The sequence below is a fragment of the Cohnella sp. GCM10020058 genome, assembly GCF_042683485.1.
Classification (GTDB): Bacteria; Bacillota; Bacilli; order Paenibacillales; family Paenibacillaceae; genus Cohnella.
Window position 1 is genome coordinate 772,690 of the sequence record NZ_JBHUJV010000001.1, and the last position, 19,442, is coordinate 792,131.

At 60.7% G+C, this 19,442-nt stretch carries 14 protein-coding genes; all 14 read left to right on the forward strand.

All coding sequences use genetic code 11. From position 1 onward, the window contains the following. The first annotated feature begins 107 nt into the window (after positions 1-107). The 14 genes from ACFSR7_RS03030 (at position 108) to ACFSR7_RS03095 (ending at position 19,328) form a co-directional block, all read left to right on the forward strand. Positions 108-1,799, forward strand: coding sequence for a sensor histidine kinase (locus tag ACFSR7_RS03030; protein WP_378158968.1), 1,692 nt, complete (start codon positions 108-110; stop codon positions 1,797-1,799). Next, entirely contained in the window at positions 1,796-3,166 is a 1,371-nt protein-coding gene (locus tag ACFSR7_RS03035; RefSeq protein ID WP_378158970.1) for a response regulator transcription factor, read from the forward strand. The genes ACFSR7_RS03030 and ACFSR7_RS03035 overlap by 4 nt, the downstream gene beginning before the upstream one ends. 135 nt (positions 3,167-3,301) lie before the next feature. Next, on the forward strand, positions 3,302-5,029 hold the full coding sequence (locus tag ACFSR7_RS03040) for an extracellular solute-binding protein (protein ID WP_378158972.1): 1,728 nt from the start codon (positions 3,302-3,304) through the stop codon (positions 5,027-5,029). A 30-nt stretch (positions 5,030-5,059) separates the two neighbouring features. Next, on the forward strand, positions 5,060-6,109 hold the full coding sequence (locus tag ACFSR7_RS03045) for a phosphotriesterase family protein (RefSeq protein WP_378158974.1): 1,050 nt from the start codon (positions 5,060-5,062) through the stop codon (positions 6,107-6,109). 118 nt (positions 6,110-6,227) lie between these two features. Continuing rightward, entirely contained in the window at positions 6,228-9,257 is a 3,030-nt protein-coding gene (locus ACFSR7_RS03050; RefSeq protein WP_378158976.1) for a FlgD immunoglobulin-like domain containing protein, read from the forward strand. Between the two features lie 27 nt (positions 9,258-9,284). Further along, positions 9,285-10,358 (forward strand): hypothetical protein, encoded by a 1,074-nt coding sequence (locus ACFSR7_RS03055; protein ID WP_378158978.1) that lies wholly within the window; start codon positions 9,285-9,287, stop codon positions 10,356-10,358. Further along, on the forward strand, positions 10,355-11,140 hold the full coding sequence (locus ACFSR7_RS03060) for an amidohydrolase family protein (protein WP_378158980.1): 786 nt from the start codon (positions 10,355-10,357) through the stop codon (positions 11,138-11,140). Before ACFSR7_RS03055 ends, ACFSR7_RS03060 begins: the two co-directional genes overlap by 4 nt. Next, positions 11,137-11,949: an amidohydrolase family protein gene (locus ACFSR7_RS03065; protein ID WP_378158982.1), complete on the forward strand. Its 813-nt coding sequence runs from the start codon at positions 11,137-11,139 to the stop codon at positions 11,947-11,949. Before ACFSR7_RS03060 ends, ACFSR7_RS03065 begins: the two co-directional genes overlap by 4 nt. 38 nt (positions 11,950-11,987) lie before the next feature. Next, complete coding sequence (locus ACFSR7_RS03070; protein WP_378158984.1) at positions 11,988-13,475, forward strand: hypothetical protein; 1,488 nt, start codon at positions 11,988-11,990, stop codon at positions 13,473-13,475. A 16-nt stretch (positions 13,476-13,491) separates the two neighbouring features. Further along, positions 13,492-14,691, forward strand: a complete 1,200-nt coding sequence (locus ACFSR7_RS03075) for a M24 family metallopeptidase (RefSeq protein ID WP_378158986.1) — start codon at positions 13,492-13,494, stop codon at positions 14,689-14,691. A gap of 9 nt (positions 14,692-14,700) precedes the next feature. Next, positions 14,701-15,078, forward strand: a complete 378-nt coding sequence (locus ACFSR7_RS03080) for a sensory rhodopsin transducer (RefSeq protein WP_378158988.1) — start codon at positions 14,701-14,703, stop codon at positions 15,076-15,078. A 245-nt stretch (positions 15,079-15,323) separates the two neighbouring features. Further along, positions 15,324-16,205, forward strand: a complete 882-nt coding sequence (locus ACFSR7_RS03085) for a carbohydrate ABC transporter permease (protein WP_282909691.1) — start codon at positions 15,324-15,326, stop codon at positions 16,203-16,205. 21 nt (positions 16,206-16,226) lie between these two features. Further along, positions 16,227-17,072 carry a carbohydrate ABC transporter permease gene (locus ACFSR7_RS03090; protein WP_378158990.1) on the forward strand — a complete coding sequence of 282 codons (846 nt, stop codon included), beginning with the start codon at positions 16,227-16,229 and terminating at the stop codon, positions 17,070-17,072. 9 nt (positions 17,073-17,081) lie between these two features. After that, positions 17,082-19,328, forward strand: a complete 2,247-nt coding sequence (locus tag ACFSR7_RS03095) for an FAD-dependent oxidoreductase (protein WP_378158992.1) — start codon at positions 17,082-17,084, stop codon at positions 19,326-19,328. The last annotated feature ends 114 nt before the right edge of the window (positions 19,329-19,442 follow it).

Consider the following 19,442-nt stretch of genomic DNA (forward strand, 5'->3'; position numbering starts at 1 on the left):
TCATGTTACGATGAGGTCACACCGAGGAGGGATGCCCTATCTGGAGAGCGATCACGAACAGCAGATTCCCCCTTTTTCCCAAGCTTCTCCTCACGCTGCTGGCCATTATGATCCCCCTTTTCGCGCTCAGCGTCACCCTGAACGAAAAAGGCAAACGGGAGGTCCAGCGTCAGATCGCGGACTCGATCACGACCGCCATGCATTATTATTTCATGACGCTGGAGCAGGAGCTGGGCCGCGTCATCCGCACCCAACAGGAATTCATCAACGACGAAAGTCTGCTCGAGCTGAGCAATCAATACGCGATTTTGAACGATTACGACCGTACTACAGCGACGAACGCGCTGCTGGCCAGGCTAAAAGCGTTCAAGGATTCGAGCGCGTACATCGCCAATATCAGCGTGTATGTGCCTTCCAACCGCGTTACCTTCTCGACAAAGGAGGGGGTGGATTATTCGGAGAGCGTGGCTTCCGACATGATGAATATCTCCCAGGCGATCTATGAAGGGGGGATTCCGTTGACTTACTGGAACGGTGGTCTTTTTCTCAACCTGACGTACCCCTACTTCCCCGTCAAGCCGGACGCATCCGTCAAGCCGCCGCAATTCGTGCAAAATATCGAGCTCTCGATGCCTGCGCTGCGCCGCGCATTGGACGCCCTGCCGATTCAAGGAGGCGCAGTGCTGTTCGGCGACAGCTGGCAAGCCGCGCGCGATCCGTTTCGCGAGCTGCTGCCCGAAGTGATGCGGCAGACGGCCGCGGACAGGGAGCGCGAGACGGCGTTCACCCGGACCTTGCGCATCGGCGGCGATACCTACATGGCTATGTACGAAAAGTCGATGGTGCTGGACACGTCCTTGATCGTTTATTTTCCTAAGGATGTCATCGTCGGTCAGCTGAAAAAGTACGGCACATGGTCCTGGCTGCTTATCTGCGCCTCTCTGATCGTCATCATCCTCATGTCTTACAGCATCTATCTGCTCGTCCACCGGCCGTTCAAGCAGCTGATCGGGCGGTTCGTCAACCTCGAGCGGGGCAACTTCGAGGCCGCCTTCCAGTCGCTTCGCAAGGATGAGTTCGGCTATTTGTACCAGCGATTCGACCGTACGATGGACCGGCTTAGGACGTTAATCGACCAGCTGTACGTGCAGAAGATCCGGCTTCAGCAGTCCGAGCTCAAGCAGCTGCAAATGCAGATCGCGCCTCATTTCCTCTATAACAGCTTCTACATTCTTCACCGGCTCATCCGCAACGGGGATAACGACACGGCCGAGCTGATGTCCAAAAACCTGGGCGAGTACTTCCAGTACATCACCCGCAACGGTCTCGAGGAGGTCGATCTCGTCAGCGAGGTCCGTCACATCAGCTCCTACATTGAAATTCAAAATATTCGTTTCTCAAACCGCATCCGCGTCGACTTCGACCCGCTCCCCGAGTCGTATGAACGAATTAAAGTGCCGCGCCTGATCCTGCAGCCGCTGATCGAGAACGCTTACGAGCATGGCTTGGGCGATGTCGTGACCGAGGGACGGCTCCGGATCTCGTTCGAAACCGAGGGAGACCGCTTGTACTTCACCGTCGAGGACAACGGCAAAGGCTTCACGGCCGAAGCGGAGGACGAGCTGCATCGCAAGCTGTTCAAAGACAAGGAAGATGGCGAGACGACGGGCCTGGTCAATATTCAGAGACGGCTCAAGCTCAAGTTCGGCAGCGCCGGCGGCATCGAAGCTACCAACGGCGACAGCGGCGGCGCCAGGATACGAATCTATATTCCCTGCGGAAGAGGAGAACAGCCATGACGCAAGTCCTGATCGTCGACGACGAACCGATCATCGTCAACAGCATCCATCAACTGCTCTCGGAGACGGAACGGATGGATCTCACCCTGCATCGCGCCTATAACGTATACGAGGCGCTCGATTGTCTGCAGCGGGTACGCATCGATATCGTCATCTCCGACATCCGTATGCCGGGCATGACGGGCATCGAGCTGCAAGATCGCATCGTGCGGTCCTGGCCGCGCTGCAAAATAATCTTCCTGACCGGCTACAACGATTTTGACTATGCCCGGCAAGCGATCCGCTCCGGCGGCATCGTCGACTACGTGTTAAAAAACGAGGACGACCAGGTGCTGATCGATGCCGTCCGCAAGGCGCTCGAGCAGTTGGAGCAGGTGGAGAGCCGCGATAAATACATGGCTGAATTAAAAAGCAAGCTGTACGTGCAGCAATCCTCCCTGCGGTCGGCCGTCCTGCTCAGCCAGATGCTCGATCCGCTTGTTGAGGGCGGTGACAGGTCGGACCTGTTCAAGGGAGCCGGCATCGCGCTCACGGCGGACAAGCCGGCGCTGCTCGTCGTCGGCCGCATCGACGAATGGAAGGAAGGGACGGACGAGGCCGACCGTTCGCTGCTTCTGTATGCCTGCCAGAACGTCGCGGAGGAATATTTGCGGCCGTCGGCCGATTTTGTGTCGCTCGTCTTCGATTCGAGCCGGCTGCTGTGGTTCATCCAGCCGGGCGGCGAGGGCGGCGACACGACCTGGTCCACGGCGGATCGCCCCGAGGAGGAAGTCTGGGCCAATCTCAGGTCCAGAATGTACGGCGTCATGGAGGTCGTGCAGGATACGTGCCGCCGCATGCTGCGGCTGTCCGTCTCCTTCGCGATCGGACGCGCGCCCGTCCCCTGGAACGGAATGTCCGCGCCGTTCCGCCATCTGAACGCGCTGCTCGGCGAGGACCGCGAAGGCGCGCGTTCGCTGCTCATTCAGGACAGTGCACATATGCCGGGGGCCGGACAGGGCGGCGCGGCTTGCCAGGATCAGTCCGAGGAGGCGCAGCAGCATCGACTGGTCGTCCGGTTGAACGGCTATATTCAGGACCATCTGCACGGCGATCTGTCGCTGACCCGGCTGTCCGAGGTCGTGCATCATAGCCCGACCTATCTATCCCGCCTGTACAAGCGAATGACCGGCCGTATGCTCTCGGACTATATTACGGACGAGCGGATGGAGCGGGCCAGGACGCTGCTGGCCGAGCCTGCGCTTCGCATCCAGGACGTCGCGTCGCGGATCGGATACGAGGCGGCGCCGCAGTTCAACCGGTCGTTTAAGAAACGATACAAAATGACGCCGCAGGAGTACAGGGATCGCCTGCTGTACGGCGAATAACGCAGGCCTTACGCCTGCGATCCGAACACCGCAACAGATGTCAAGGAAGTCAACATCGGCAAATAGCCGCCTGACTGGCTTGCTTCTATACTGAAGCAGAAGACGACAGAAACATAGAAACGGGAGGAATCGGCAATGAAAAGACGGACGGCAAAGGTCGGACTCATGTCCGTTCTGGCAGGCGCCATGGTGCTCGTATCGGCGTGCAGCGGAACGAACAAAGAAGAGAGCGGTCAGACGTCGGGGGCGACGACGGAGAGTACGGCTTCGGCTTCAGGTACGGCAACCGGCTCGGCAAGCAGTGCGGAAAAAGCGGATCCGTTCGGCAAAATCGACCCGCCCGTCGAACTGACGGCCGTCCGATCGATCGATCCGACGGTCAAGTACGAGAACGGTGACACGATCGAGCAGAATGCCTGGACGAAGCTTTACGAGCAGGAATTCGGCATTAAGCTCAAGTACATGTGGGTAACCGACCCTTCCCAGTACGCACAGAAGTTCAACGTCACGATGGCATCCGGCAAGCTGCCCGACATTATGCCGGTTAGCGGCATTCAGCTGCAGCAGTTGGTCGACGCCGGCCAGCTCGAAGATCTGACGCAGCCGCTCGAGCAGTACGGCTCCGATCGGACGAAGGAGCTGCTTGCGAAGGACGGCGGGGTCGGCCTGGACGCCGCGACGTTCGGAGGCAAGCTGCTCGCGCTGCCGGTCAATCCGGGCTCTACGGACAGCGCGACGCTGCTCTGGGTGCGGACGGATTGGCTGAAGAAGCTGAACCTGCCCGAGCCGAAGACGACGGAGGACATCTACAAGATCGCCCAGGCGTTCGTTAACGACGATCCGGACGGCAACGGCAAGAAGGATACGTACGGACTCGGATTGTCCAAGGAATTTTACGGCGGCATTCCGGAGCTTGGCAGCGGGATGTCGGCAGTTGAAGGCTTTTTTAACGCCTACCACGCTTATCCGCATATTTGGGTGAAGGACGCGAGCGGCCAGCTCGTGTACGGCAGCATCCAGCCTGAAGTGAAGACGGCGCTCGCCGAGCTGCAGAAGATGTACAAGGAAGGCCTGATCGACCGCGAGTTCGGCGTCAAGGACTCGGAAAAGCTGATCCAGGCCGTCAACTCGGGCAAGCTCGGACTGTTCTACGGACCGATGTGGGTGCCGCTCGTATTCGGCGAGGGACGCAAGCTCGATCCGAACATGGATTGGAAGCCGCTCCCGCTGCCTTCGGTCGACAGCGAGCCGTCCAAGCCGCAGACCGTATTCAATATCACGCAATATTACGCCGTGCGCAAGGGCTCCGAGCATCCGGAAGCCGTGGTGAAGATGCTGAACGCCTTCCACAACAGCTGGGACCCCGTCAAGTATCCGGCGACGGAGATCAGCCAGAACGGCGACGTGCAAAAGTGGGCTTACGCGCTCGTGACGGGCGCCAATCCGACGCAAAATCTGGACGCCTACAAACGGGTCAAGGAAGCGATCGAAAAGCAGGACGAGTCGCTGCTCGATCCGAAGGCGCCGGGCCAGCCGATCATTTACAAGGCGATCAACGATTTCAAGGCCGGCGACCAGAGCGGCTGGGGCTATACGCGCGTATTCGACGTGGGCGGCGCCCAGGAGATCATCAATCAATATAACGAAAACGACGGCTTGAAGCTGACGGAATTCATAGCGTCGCCGACCGAGGCGATGGTCGAAAAGCAGCCCACCCTGCAGAAGCTGGAGCTCGAGACGTTTACGAAAATCGTCATGGGCGGCGCTTCGGTCGATTCGTTCGACGACTTCGTCGCGAACTGGAAGAAGCTCGGCGGGGACGCCATCACCGCGGAAGTGGCGAAGTGGGCCGCGTCCAAATGACGGCAGCCTGCGGAAAAGAGGGCGAATAAGATGGCCATCATGACGGTCACTGGACGCGTGTCCGCCGACAGCCTGGGGTGGGTGCTGCCCCATGAGCATGCCTTCATCGATCTGCGGCCGCTGGTTCCCGAGCCGAGCCAGATCTCGGCCAAAGCGCTGCTGCGCGAGAAGGTCAGCCTCGCCAATTCCGGCCGGCTGCGGCGCAATCCATATGCGGTGCTCGACAATGCCGTGCTGGACGAGGCGGCGGTCGCGCGCGACGAGCTGATGGCGTTCAAGCGGGCGGGAGGAGGCACCTTCGTCGACCTGACGCTGCGGGATATCGGCAGAGATCCGCTGCTGCTGGCCGGCCTCTCGAGAGAAGTGGGCATTCACATCGTGGCGGGGTGCGGCTATTATATCCGCGCGACGCACCCGCCGGATATGGATGCCAGGACGGTGGAGGAGATCGCGTCGGAGCTGCTCGGCGACATTCGCGAAGGGATGGAGGGCACGTCCGTCAGAGCCGGCGTCATCGGCGAGATCGGCACCAGCGAGATCATCTATCCCAACGAGCGCAAGACGCTGATCGCCTCCGCCCTCGTACAGAAGGAAACCGGGCTTGGCCTGCACGTGCACACCGATCTCTACGAGACGAACGGCTACGAGGTCATCGATATTTTGACCGGTCACGGCGCAGACGCGGGCAAAATCTGCATCAACCATATCGACGTGGATATCCGGATGGACTACTTGCGGGGGCTGCTGGAGCGCGGCGTTTACGTGGAGTTCGACAACTTCGGCAAGGAGTTCTACGCCGACAAGCGGGACAGAAGCGTGCTGCGAGGGCGGTTCGCCAGGGATATCGAGCGCGTCGAAGCGATCCGGACGCTGATCGAATGGGGCTACCTGAAGCAGATCCTCGTCTCGAACGATATTTGCCTGAAAAACGGCCTGCACCGATACGGCGGCTGGGGCTACGACCATATGCTGACCAATATCGTGCCGATGATGGAGGATGCGGGCATCGAGATTTGGCAGATCGAGACGTTGATGCGCGGCAATCCGGCCGTCTTCATGGACGATGGCAAGCCGTTGTAAGCGGAGCGGGTACCTTCGCGATAAGTTGAATACCAAGTAAAAGAAACCGAGCGCCGGACGGCGGCGGCCGTCCCGTATTTCGCATTAATACGACTAATCGGATCGGGAGAGTGTACTTATGTCCAAGCGACTGCTTCCCGTTTTACTGGCCTCCTTCTTTTTCGCCTTTCTTCTCGTCTTGTGGCCTGCGTCGTCCGAGGCCGCCGATACGGATATTCAGAACGGCAGCTTCGTCTTGTTCGGAGGCGCGGCGTCCGTATCGGACGCCGGCGCTTCCGACGGCTCCGCGGCGCATATGGGCAACAGCGGACTGGGCTGGAACATTCAGTATCGCAATTGGGACTTCGGCAGCCTGAAGCCCGGCGTATCCTACGAGGTTTATGCCCGGGTCAAGGTGCATCACGCGGTATCCGCGCCGACGGGCGCCGCCTTCAGCCTGGCCGTTTACGATATGACCAACGCCCGCTACGTGCTGGCCGAGCGGACGATCGCGGCTTCGGCTACGACGAACGACGTATGGGCCAATTACAAGATCGGCACGTTTAAGCTGAACAACGGCGTGAATCTGCTCTCGTTCTACGTCGCGCAGACGAACAACGCCGCCCAGGTGTCCGACATCTACGTCGACAAGTTAATCTTCCGGGAGTATGTGCCGTATACGATCGAGGACAACAGCTTCTCGCTGGCCGGAGGCGCGGCGCTCGTGCATGAGCCGACCGCGGCGGATGGCAGCGCCGCCCGCATGGCGAACGGACCGGGCGCCGGCAGGAACATTCAGGCGCCGATCGATGGCGCCCGCATCGAGGCAGGCGTGCCGTACGATGTCAGCGTCGTCGTCAACACGGAGCGGTCGAACTTCCTGCGCGCGACCGGCGATGCGTTCGGCGCAGGCGTATACGATGCCACTGCCGGCGCATTCGTATCGCCGCCCAAGGTGTATACGACCGCCGACGATGCGATCAAGTTTCGCTACGCTTTCGTATGGGGGATCACGCTGCCGGCCAGCGTTACCTTAAATCCCGCGCACGACAACCGCGTCGTCTTCTATCAGGTGGACAATGCCGGACAGTATCAGGCGCTTCGCGTCGACAAGGTCATCCTGACCAAGCACACCGTCGACGACGGCGCCGCGCCGCTCATCGGCGCCTATCCGTACAAGATCTCGCCGGGCAATGCCGACGGCTTGAACGATGCGACGGAGATCGCCTATCAACTGACCGGCACGCAGACCGTCACCGTCACGGTCAACAATTCGAGCCACGTTATCGTCAGGACGCTGCTGAGCGGCGTATCGCAATCCGGCGCGAACAAGCTGACCTGGGACGGCAAAAACGCGAGCGGCGGAGTCGTGCCGAACGATCTGTACACGGTGGAAGTGAAGAGCGGCAGCACGGTGCTGCTGTCGCAAAACGTGCTCGTGCAAAACGGCGTATCGGTGACCGCGCCGACCGTGAATACGGCCAAAGATTATTTTCCCAAGGGCGTCTGGTTCGAGGGGGCGGCGATTCCTAAAAATCCGACGGACGCGGCGGCTTACGCCGAAGCGGCATTCGTAAAAATCCGGGATGCCGGGATGAACACCGTCATCATCGCCAACTTCAACCCGGACGATCCGGCCGTATTCACGGCGGTGCTGGACGAAGCGGCCGCCTGCAATCTCAAGCTCATCATTCACGCCTACGTGTTCCGCACCGTATACAACGATACGCTAAATAACGATGAAAGCGCCATGTACCAGGCGATCGCGGCCAACCTGGCGCCGCTCAAAAACCATAGCGCCCTGTTCGGCTACCTCCTGTACGACGAGCCGCCGCACAACAATCCGCGGCTGGTCGATACGCTGACCGACATGAAGCGGATGATGGAGACGATCGATCCCGCGCACCCGGTCATGGTCGACTTAAGCGGCGTGCATAGCGCCGAGGAGTACTATCCGTCGACGCAGACGCAGATGCTCACCTCCGATCCGTACGGCGCGCTGGCCGGACGCAATGCCGGCGACTTTACGAATCTGGGCTATCCGAACGTCCATTATGAAAACCTCCTCGATCTGCTGACGCTGCAGGTTCGCAGAACGCCGGCCAACGCCGCGCCGTTCTGGACGATTCTGCAAGCGTTCGGCCAGGAGGGCTGGTACCGGGAGCCGACCGAGCCCGAGATTCGGGCCATGACCTACGAAGCGATCGGACGGGGCTCCAAGGGCTTCTATTACTTCATGTACCAGACGGAGATCGACTGGGAAGGCATGGTCGACGCGCAGGGCGTCCCGACCGTCAAGTACGGCTGGATCTCCCAGCTGCTCTCCGAGATCGAGACGCTGAAGCCGACGATCCTCGGCATGCGCAAAATCGCGAACGCGGCGACGGCATCGGGCGGCGGCGGAGGCAGCGGCGCGTATGCGAATGCGGACGTGACGACGCATGAAAATGCGGCGACCGGCGACAAGTACCTCGTCGTCGTCAATCACAACGTCGCTGCGAGCGCGCCGGTCACGATTACGATCGACCGGAGCAAGCTTGGCATCGATATTAGCGGGATTACCGACGTATACGCCAATGCCGCCGTCACCTACACCGCTTCAGCAGGCAGCTACACGATCAGCGGGCTCAGCTTCGCGCCGGGAGCGGGCAAGGTGCTCAAGTTGACGAAGAGCGCGGCCATGCAGACCGTATCGGGGCAGGACGGCGCGTTCACCGTCTTCGGCGGCGCGCAGAAAAACCAGGCGGACGTCTCTGCTTCGGATTCGTCGTCGGCCTTCCAGACGACCGGGACGACGGCCGGCTGGAACATGCAATGGTATTGGAACAAAACGAGCTTCGTGCCTGGCGCGACGTACGATCTGTACGCCGTCGTGAAAATCAAGTACGCGCACGACGTCGTTTACGACGCTAATCAGTATCCGTCGTTCCCGCTGCCGACGGGCGACGCCTTCACGGCCGCCGCATTCGACGGTACGACGAATACGTACGTGACGGCGCCGATTACCGTGGCGGCAGGCACCATGGAGAACATGTTCTGGCATACGGTCAAGATCGGCACGTTCGTACCGTCGCAGACGCATACGGAGTACGTCTACGTGGCGCCGGCAGCCAACGCGAGCCAGGTGCAAGCCGTTTACGTGGACCGGTTCTACTTCGTCAAGCATTAGCAAATAGAGCAAAGGAGCAAGCGGCAGATGAGAATCGGAACAAGCTACTTCGGCAGCCGCGCGGTCCGGCATGTCGCCGGGGACATGGAGCGGCTGCGCCTGCTGGGCTTCACGGACGTGCTCCATACGTTCAGCGAAGAGGATATGGAATATTATCGGGACTCCGTGCGGGATATCGCCGCGGAGAGCCATGCCCGCGGTCTAACCGTTTATATGAGCCCCTGGTCGGTGGCCAACATTTTCGGCGGCCAGGCGCTCTCCAAGTTCGTCGGCTACCATCCCGAGGAATGTCAGGTCGGGTCCGACGGGAAAACGTATCCGGCCGCCTGCCTGAACAGCGAGAAGCTGTTCGAGCTGATGATCCGCTGGGTCGACGCCGTCAAGGCGGCCGGCGCCGACGTCGTCTTCTGGGATGAGCCGCACTGGCTGCTGTATGAGACGGGACTGTTCGACATGGATCCTTCCGTCTGGGGCTGCCGGTGCGCGCGGTGCAAGGACCTTTACAGAGCGCGGTACGGCGCCGAGATGCCGCACGAGGAGACGGATGAAGTCGTCGGCTTCAAGCACGACAGCGCCGCGCGGCTGCTCTTCCGGTTATCCGCCTATGCCAAGTCGCTCGGCCTGCGGGTGGCGGTGTGCCTGTTGCCCATGCTGAAATCCGAGCGCGACTGGCAGCACTGGCACGAGATCGCGGCGCATCCGGACATCGACATTTTCGCTACGGATCCGTATACGATGCTCGGCGAGACGGGCCTCGACGACTATTACAGCCTTGGGGCGGAGAAGTTCGTGTCGTTCTACGCCGGCAAGGTGAAGGCGCTGTGCGCGCAGTACGGCAAGGAAGGCCAGATCTGGATTCAGAACTTCATGATCCCGCGCGGCAGGGAAGACGAGGTTGCCGTTGCCGTCAAGGCGGCTTACGGCGCAGGCATCCGCAACATTTTCGCCTGGGGCTTCGAAGGCTCCGCCAATATGGGTTTTCTCCGCTGCGAAGATCCGCAGGCGGCATGGGCGAGCTACACGGCCGCGGTCCGCGAAGCGGCCGGGCAAGATGAAGGTGATGCGGAAGCACCCGGACCGGAGCGGGGGGAATCGGCATGAGATTCATCGACAGCAGCTGCGCCATCGGCTATAAGACCGTCAACTATGAAGTGGTCAATCACGAGAATTTCCTCGTGCGGGAGAAGGTCAAGCAGGCCCGGGACGCGGAGGCGCTGCTCGCGGAGCTGGACTTCTGCGGCATCGACGGCGCGGTCGTCAGCCATCAGACGATGGCCGACGTCGACCCCGATTACGGCAACCGCTTCGTCATGGAGGAGGTCGCGAAGGCGCCGGACCGGCTCTACCCGACCTGGACGATCCTCCCGCCCGTCACGGAGGCGCAATACGCGCCGGAGCGGTTGTTCCCGGCGATGAAGGCGTCGGGCGTCAAGATGCTGCGCGCTTACCCCGAGCGCAACCGCTACATGCTGGGCAAGGTGGGCATGGGCGAGCTGCTCGGAGAGATCGAGGCGGCGCGCATCCCGCTGTACCTGTCGCCTAGCGAGGGCTGGCCGATGATCTACGAGGTGCTGAAGGAATATCCGAACCTGACAGTTATTTTGTACAACTACGGCTTGTGGAGCCATGCGCGCTTCACGTTCCCGCTGTTCCGGGCGTACGGCAACGTGTACATCGAGAGCGGGGATATGCAGACGGCGGGAGAGATCAAGGAAATTTGCAACAAATTCGGGTCCGAGCGCATCCTGTTCGGCTCCGACTTCCCGAGCAATGCGATCGGCGGTCCGCTGGCGGCGCTGCTCGGGTCGGGCATCGGCCGCGAAGAGCTGGCGAATATCGCAAGCCTTAATCTCGAACGGCTGTGGAGCGAGGTGAAGCTATGAGGCTGGGCAGGATGACCAATCCGTCGCTGCTGGCGAGAGAGTTCGCGAACACGGGCAGGCTGGACAGCCAGCCGATCATCGACATGCATACGCATATGGGACCGTTCTACGGCACGTATTTGCCGGAGGCGAGCCTCGAGACGATGATCGCGACGATGGACAGGGAGCATATCGAGCTGATTTTATCCGCGCCCCACAGCGCTCTTTTCGATCCGGTCGGGGGCAACCGGGAGATCCGCGCGGCGATGGCGCGGTATCCCGACAGGGTACTCGGCTACTACGTCGTCAACCCGCACTACGATCACGATCTGGAGCGGGATCTCGCCGAATTCGACAGCGTCGGCGGCTATATCGGTTTTAAGGTGCTGCCGGATTATCACAAGTACCCGCTGACGGGAGAGCGGTACCGCCGCATCTACGAGTTCGCCAACGAGCGCGGGCTGCTGCTGCTGTCCCACACGTGGGGACACAGTCCGTACAATCCGCCGCAGATGATCGCCGAGCTGTCGCGCGAATTCGGCAATATGACGTTCCTCCTCGGCCATTCCGCGCCGGGAGAGACCGATTATGCGATCGGCCTGGCGAAGGCGCAGCCCAACGTTTATCTGGAGCTGTGCGACACGGGGCGGCTAAGCGGCATGATCGGCAAAATGGTGCGGGAGGCCGGCGCGGAGAAGGTGCTGTTCGGCACGGACTTCCCTTGGTACGACCCGCATTACATGCTGGGGAGCGTGCTGTTCTCCGGCATCGGGGACGAAGAGATCCGCCACATCGTTTATTACAACGCGAAGCGGCTGCTGGGGCGATAAAGCCTTCGGCCGCACATAAGGGAAAGGCAGTGAACAGCTTGACGGATATCGTAATCGAATCGTTCGAGACGGCAAAAGGAAATGTATTCGGCGATCTGCTGACGGAGCGGACGGAACGCAGGCCGCTCCGGATCGGATTGGTGACGGTAGGTTTCTTCGAGTACTGGCGGATGTTCCCGGTGACGCTCAAGGAGAACGTCACCGCGGATATGACTAAGGTGCGCGAACGGCTGGCGCAGGAATTGTCCGGCGAGGCGCTCGTCTGGCCGGGCCTGATCGATACGCTGGATGCGGCGGAGGCCGCGGGCCGTATGCTGGCCGAGCAGCATGTGGACTTCATTATTTATGCGGCGGGCACTTACTGTCCTGACTATATGGCGATTCAGGTGCTGGAGCATGTCCGGCACGTGCCGGTGCTCTTGTTCAATACACAGCACGACAACAAGATCGATCTGAAGACGAACTATGAAAATATTTTGCGCAACAGCGCACTGATCGCGAATCTGCAGCTGGCGGCTACCTTCCGCAAAATGGGCTGGTATCCGGACCTGAAGGTGGTCGTCGGCGCGATCGGCGACGAGGAAGCCTATCGCGAAATGGGTACGTACATCCGTGCGTTTAAGGCGTTCCGCGAGCTGCGGCAGACGAATATCGGCGTCATCGGTCATGTATTCCGGGGCATGTACGACTTCGAATACGACAAGACGATGATCAAAGGAACGCTGGGGCCGAATCTGATCGCCATCCAGATGGACCATCTGCTGGAGCGCTTCCGCGAGGCGACGGCGGAGGAGATCGACGCCGTCCGGGAGGAGGCCGAGGGCCGCTTCAACATCGTCGGCCTCGGCGCGGACGACGTCGCCAAATCCGCGCGGCTGGCCGTCGCGCTGCGCAATACGCTGGAGCGCTTCCGCCTGGACGGCCTGACGCTGCTCGGTCAGCATTACGTGGAGCAGAAGACGGGCACGACGCCTTATCTTGCGAACACCCTGCTGCATGAAGAGAGCCGCTACGTGGTGAACACCGAAGGAGACGTTCACGGGCTTATCGTCATGATGCTGATGCACAAGCTCAGCGGCAAGGTGCCGGCTTATGCCGAGTGGGGCGAATATGACGAGGCGCGCAACGCTTTGCTCATGGTGCATCACGGCTTTGCGGACCCGTCCTACGCGCGCGACCGGAGCGCGGTCAAGGTCAACCGCTCGCCGGAGCAATGGGGCTTGCAGGGCGCGGGCTTCGGCTTCGAATATACGCTGAAGCCGGGCATGGTGACGATCGCGCATCTTATCATCGATGCCGAAGGCTACAAGATGCTGATTTTGAAGGGCGAAGCGTTGGACGTGCCGGAAAATATCCCCTGCGAGGAGATCACGGCTGTCGTGCGGGTCGAGAAGCCGATCAAAACGTTCTTGCGGGATTTGATTACGGAAGGCTTTGCGCATCACTGCATTATCGGCTACGGCGACATGACCGGAGAGCTCTCGCATATCGCGGATTTGATGAAGATCCGCAAAGTCATTTACTAATCGGAGGTTATAGGTTATGGCTGGGAATATATCCGCCGCGGAGTACCGGGAACGGATCGAACGCTTGAAGCTGCTCATGGCAGAAAAAGAATTGGACGCCTGTCTCGTCTACGGCGACGAATACCGCAAGGAAAATTTGCGTTATGTGAGCAATTTCTGGCCGCTGTTCGAGCGCGGCGCGACGCTTATCCGTGCGCACGGAGATCCGATCGTCATCGCCGCGCCGGAAGGCGAGCTGATGTGCAGGGAAATGACCGCCTGGGACGATATCCGCCTGCTGCCGCAGTTCACCTGCGTCACGGTGCCGGACGAGATCGAATATCCGCAGGCGAATTATACGAGCCTGAAGGTCATCATGGATGAACTAAGGGTGCAAGGCCCTCTTCGGAAAATCGGCATTTCGGGAATCGACGCGATGTCGGCGCCGCTGCTGAAGTCGATCGAGGACAGCCTGGAGGGCGCGGACTGGGTCGATGCCGGCGATCTCCTGTTCCGGCTGCGCATGACGAAGACGGCGGCCGAAGTCGAATGCCTGCGGACGGCGGCCCGCATCGCGGACGCGGGCTATCGTCTGATGATCGAGAATGCGAAGCCCGGCATGACGGAGCTCGAGCTGTCGGCGTTCGCATACGGCGAGTGCATGAAGCAGGGCGCGGAGTCCGTCCCGTTTATCGTCATGGCGAGCGGCGAGCGGGTCCGCACCATTATCGGACGTCCGACGAGCAAGGTAATCGAGGACGGCGATATGATCATGACCGCGATTGCCGTACAGTACGAAGGGTACGTAGCTACGGTCGGCTTCCCGTTCGTGGCCGGCACGATGAGCGACGAGCAGCGCGCCTTTATCGACCTGCTGGTCGAGGCCGAAGATATCGCGCTGTCCAAGCTGAAGCCCGGCGCGCTTCAGCGCGAGCTGGTTCAAGCGGTCAAAGGTTATTTCGCGGACCGGAACGTGACGCGCTACGATCTGTATCCGCCCCTTCACGGCTGCGGGCTGGCGGAGGCCGAGTCGCCGTATCCCGACGAGAACAGCGAGGCGCGTTTCGAGATCGGCATGACGGTGAACACGGATATCAGCCTGTTCGGCCATCCCCACGGTTCGAACCGGGTGGAGGAGAGTCTGGTCGTCACGGTCGACGGCTACGAATCGATGTCCGCGCTTGTCCGCACGCTGAGCGCCAATTGGAAAAAGACCGGCACGGTGTCGGTCGGATAGGAGGGCGTCATGAGCAAGCAAGGGGCGAAAAACTGGTACGTGATCGACGGCTATCTTCCGTTTAAAGGGAAGGTAGACGACGAGCCTTTCGAAGGGCACGAGGCGATCATGATCCTGAACTGCCACGACGAGCAGGCGATTGTAAAGATGGATATCTACTACGAGGACCGGGAACCCGATGCCGGGATTGAGATCGTCGTGCCCGCCCGCCGGGTCAAATGCGTTCGCATGGACCATCCGGAGGAGATCGGCGGCGTCGAGCTGGGGCGGCAGGTTCAGTATTCGCTGCGCTTTCGCAGCGATATCGAGGTCGTCATCCAGTACGGCAGGATGGACATCGCCCAGCCGAATCTGGCGTATATCGGCTTGATGGGCTATTCGGAATGATGTCTGCTCGGGCGTTTGTCCGCACACTCGCGTAGCGCATCCGGCAGGTACGGCGGGGCGCGCTAGCTCTTAGCGTCTAGCGCCGTCCAATAGAACATTTTAATGTATTTCGCTTCTCTATGCCGCCCCCCGGGCGGCTTTTTTTGCATGGATATGTGCGATGAAGACGATGGTTTTGTTCCTTATGGGATCGGCGCGCGGTTGGTAGACTGGAGCTATTCATTCGAGAAGCGAGGTTAATGCGCATGTACAACAACTGGATGAGAAGGCAGCGCCTGCTCGGCTATGTGTTCATCGGCCCCAGCATGCTCGGGGTGCTGGTGTTTTTCCTGATTCCGGCCGTCTATTCGTTCGGCCTCATGTTCACGAATTACAAGTTCATGAGCCCAAACGTCGATTTCGTCGGCATGGACAACATCGTCCGCATGCTGCACGACGACCTCTTCTACCTGTCATTGCGCAACACGGTCATTTTCCTGCTCGCGGTGCCGGTGTCGATCGCGCTCGGCTTTGTCGTCGCGGTCATTTTGAACCAGAAGATTTATTTGAAAAAGCTGCTGCGGGGCTTGTACTTCATGCCTTACATCACCAGCGGGGTCGCGGTCGCATTCGTCTGGATGCTGCTGTTCCAGCCGAAGCAGGGGCCGATCAACGGGTTTCTGCGCAGCGTCGGCATCGAGCATCCGCCGGGCTGGCTGTCGACGACGACGTCCTCGATGTACGCGATCGACATCATCTGGGTGTGGTTTTTGCTCGGCTACAACATGATCATCTACCTGGCCGCGCTGCAGGAGGTATCGTCCGAGCTGCTCGAGGCCGCCAAGATCGACGGCGCGAGGCCGACGCAGATATTGCGCAAAATCATCTGGCCGCTCGTCAGCCCCACGACGTTCCTGCTGCTCATCACCGGTCTCATCATGACGATCAAGACGTTCGGCATCATCCAGGCGACGACGCAGGGCGGACCGGGCAACAGCACGACGATCCTGTCGCTTTACGTTTACCAGAACGCATTCCGTTACTACGAGATGGGCTATGCCGCCACGATTTCCTGGGCGCTGTTCGCGATCATCTTGCTTATTACGCTCCTGCAGTGGCTCGGTCAAAAAAGATGGGTTCACTATTAAGCCGCCAAGGAGGGTATCGCAATGGAGCTTAAACGAAGTCTAACGTCCGGCGCGGCCGGCAGGCTGCTCGTTACGGTCATCATGCTGGCGCTCGCGATCGTCATGATTATTCCGTTTCTGTGGATGATCAGCACGTCGCTCAAGACGCCGGCCGAAGTATTCAAATATCCGATCGAGTGGATCCCGTCGCATCCGACGTGGGCGCATCATCACAAGGTGTGGACCGGGCCCAAGAGCTTCGGCACGTATTATCTCAATTCGCTCAAAATCTCGATCATCGGCATGCTGGGCGCGACGTTTCTGTCGGCGTTCGCGGCGTACGGCTTCGCCCGGATCGAGTTCAAGGGACGCAATGCGCTGTTCATGATCTACCTGTCGATGATGATGGTGCCGCCGCAGGTGCTGTTCGTGCCGAAGTTCATCATGTTCGAGTGGGCCGGTATCTACAATACGCATCTGGCGCTTATCCTGCCGGGCCTGTTCACGATTTTCGGGGTATTCATGCTGCGCCAGTTTTTCCTGTCCATCCCGCACGAGATTTCCGAATCGGCGTTCCTCGACGGGGCCGGCCACTTCCGCATCTTTTTCCGGCTCGTTCTGCCGCTGGCCAAGCCCGCGCTCGCGACGCTCGCCATTATCGATTTCTCCTGGCAGTGGAACGACTACGAGAACGCGCTCGTGTTCCTGATCGACGAGAAGCTGTACACGGTCCCGCTCGGCCTGCAAAACTTCATTTTGGAAAACACGGTCGACTACAACGGCATGATGGCCGCGGCGTCGGCCGGCATCCTTCCGATGATCGCGGTGTTCGTTATCGGCCAGCGCTTCATCATTCAAGGCTTGACCAACTCTGCGGTAAAAGGGTGATTCTGCGAGATGCGCAACGAAACGGTAGTTAGCGATATTACGATTGTCGGCGGGGGGCTATCGGGGATTTGCTCCGCCATCGCGGCAGCGAGGCTTGGACGCAAGGTCGCGCTCGTGCACAACCGGCCCGTGCTCGGGGGCAATTCGAGCAGCGAGGTGCGCGTGTGGGTGTGCGGGGCGACCGCGCACGGCACGAACCGGTACGCCCGGGAGACGGGCATCATGGGCGAGCTGTTCGTCGAGAATCAGTACCGCAACCCCGAAGGCAACCCGTACTTGTGGGACCTGGTGCTGCTGGAAGCGGTGCGGGCGGAGGCGAATATTACGCTGCTGCTGAATACCGACGTGCACGAGGCGGAGGCGGAGGGCGACGAGGATGACCGGACGATTAAGTCGGTCACCGGCTGGATGATGGGCTCGGAGCGGCATATACGGTTTGAGAGTCCGGTTTTCCTCGACTGCACGGGAGACGGGCTGATCGGGTTCCTGGCGGGCGCGCGTTACCGGCTCGGCCGGGAGGCACACAGTGAGTTTAATGAAGAGTGGGCGCCTGAGGTTGCTGACGACATTACGCTTGGCAGCACGCTGCTTTTCTATACGAAGGACGCGGGCCGACCGGTCCGGTTCGTACCACCGAGCTTCGCCAAGGACATCGCGCAGACGCCGATCCCGATTCGGCGGGTGATCAAGAGCGGCGACTCGGGCTGCCATTATTGGTGGATCGAATGGGGCGGCGAGTTGGATACGGTGCACGACAACGAACGGATTCGGGACGAGCTGTGGTCGGTCATTTACGGCATCTGGGACTATATCAAAAATTCGGGACAGTTCGACGCCGAGACGATGACGCTTGAGTGGGTCGGTTCGATCCCGGGCAAAAGGGAGTACAGGCGCTTCGTCGGCGATTACGTGCTAAACCAAAACGACATCCTCGCGCAGGAGCCGTTCGACGACCGGATCGGCTTCGGCGGCTGGTCGATCGACCTGCATCCGCCGCAAGGCATGTACGCCGAGGAGAGCGGCTCCAAGCATATGCATGCGGACGGCGTCTACCATATTCCGTACCGCTCGCTGTATTCGGTCAACGTGCGCAACCTGCTGTTCGCCGGGCGCAACGTCAGCGCCTCGCACGTCGCGTTCGGTACGACGCGGGTGATGGCGACGTGCGCGGTCATGGGCGAAGCGGCGGGGACCGCGGCGGCGCTGTGCGCGGCAAAAGGCATGACGCCGCGCGATATCTATGCTTCGCATCTGGCGGAGCTTCAGCAGACGCTGCTGCGCCAGGACGCGGCGATCGTGGGCGTTGTCAGCGACGATCCGGACGATCTGGCGCTGCGTGCCGCCGCCAGCGCTTCGTCGTCGCGGACGCGAATCGCGGTCGAAGAGGCCGCGACCGTCTATCCGCTCATGCGCGATGCGGGCATCCTGTTCCCGGTGAATCCGACGATGCAGGGGCTGGAGCTGCTCGTATCGGCGGACACGGACACAGAGCTGACCGTCGAGCTGTGGGATACGGGGCGACGGGAGAATTATATTCCGTCCGGGCTGATCGGTACGGCTGTTGCAGCGGTGCCGCAAGGTGAATTGCAATGGGCGTCGTTCGAGCTGGAATGGGCGCCTTCGGTGCCGCAGAACGCATTCGTCGTCGTGCGGCGCAACGCGGCGGTCCGCTTGCATCAGGCCGCAGAGCCGTTCACGGGCGTGCTGGCGTTCGAGCACGGCGCGACGCCGAACGCGGTGTCGACGCTCGAGGATCACGACGAGACGCAGCCTATCGTCGCGTGGAGCATGAAGAAGCTCGTCCGGCGTCCGTTCTGCTTCCGCGTGCTCGGCGGGACGGAAGCTTACGCGCCGGCGCAGGCCATCGGGGGCTATAAGCGGCCATACGGCGGACCGAACCTTTGGGCGTCCGAACCGCTGGACGGCGGCGAAGCCTGGCTCGCGCTCGAGTGGGAGCAGCCGGTCGCCGTGCGCGAGATACGTCTCACCTGGAACGATGACGTGAACGAGGACTTGATCAACCTGCATCACCACCGCACGCCGTTCGAGGTGATCCCGGAGCTGGCGGAGGCGTACCGCGTCGAAGCACGCGTTGGCGGCGAATGGACAGTCGTCGCAGCCGTGACCGGCAACCGGCGCCGCGCCAGCTGCATCGAGCTGCCCGCGGCGCTAACGGCCGACGCCGTCCGCGTCGTTGTCGAACGCACGAACGGCGCCGCCTGCGCGGAGCTGGTCGAGATTCGCGTTTACGCATAAAATGCAAAAAGCATCGATGCGAGTGCCGGAAAGCGGCGCAGGCGTCGATGTTTTTGGCGTGCGCATTGCGGGCACGGATTGCGCGTGAGGGTTGCGGGGGCGGGTTGTGAGCGC

Excerpts from the sequence above, each read along its gene's own strand:
- ACFSR7_RS03055 (WP_378158978.1), top strand. The coding sequence starts at position 9,285 with ATGAGAATCGGAACAAGCTACTTCGGCAGCCGCGCGGTCCGGCATGTC.
- ACFSR7_RS03085 (WP_282909691.1), top strand. The coding sequence starts at position 15,324 with ATGTACAACAACTGGATGAGAAGGCAGCGCCTGCTCGGCTATGTGTTC.
- ACFSR7_RS03090 (WP_378158990.1), top strand. The coding sequence starts at position 16,227 with ATGGAGCTTAAACGAAGTCTAACGTCCGGCGCGGCCGGCAGGCTGCTC.
- ACFSR7_RS03035 (WP_378158970.1), top strand. The coding sequence starts at position 1,796 with ATGACGCAAGTCCTGATCGTCGACGACGAACCGATCATCGTCAACAGC.
- ACFSR7_RS03050 (WP_378158976.1), top strand. The coding sequence starts at position 6,228 with ATGTCCAAGCGACTGCTTCCCGTTTTACTGGCCTCCTTCTTTTTCGCC.
- ACFSR7_RS03040 (WP_378158972.1), top strand. The coding sequence starts at position 3,302 with ATGAAAAGACGGACGGCAAAGGTCGGACTCATGTCCGTTCTGGCAGGC.
- ACFSR7_RS03045 (WP_378158974.1), top strand. The coding sequence starts at position 5,060 with ATGGCCATCATGACGGTCACTGGACGCGTGTCCGCCGACAGCCTGGGG.
- ACFSR7_RS03095 (WP_378158992.1), top strand. The coding sequence starts at position 17,082 with ATGCGCAACGAAACGGTAGTTAGCGATATTACGATTGTCGGCGGGGGG.
- ACFSR7_RS03080 (WP_378158988.1), top strand. The coding sequence starts at position 14,701 with ATGAGCAAGCAAGGGGCGAAAAACTGGTACGTGATCGACGGCTATCTT.
- ACFSR7_RS03060 (WP_378158980.1), top strand. The coding sequence starts at position 10,355 with ATGAGATTCATCGACAGCAGCTGCGCCATCGGCTATAAGACCGTCAAC.
- ACFSR7_RS03065 (WP_378158982.1), top strand. The coding sequence starts at position 11,137 with ATGAGGCTGGGCAGGATGACCAATCCGTCGCTGCTGGCGAGAGAGTTC.
- ACFSR7_RS03075 (WP_378158986.1), top strand. The coding sequence starts at position 13,492 with ATGGCTGGGAATATATCCGCCGCGGAGTACCGGGAACGGATCGAACGC.
- ACFSR7_RS03030 (WP_378158968.1), top strand. The coding sequence starts at position 108 with ATGATCCCCCTTTTCGCGCTCAGCGTCACCCTGAACGAAAAAGGCAAA.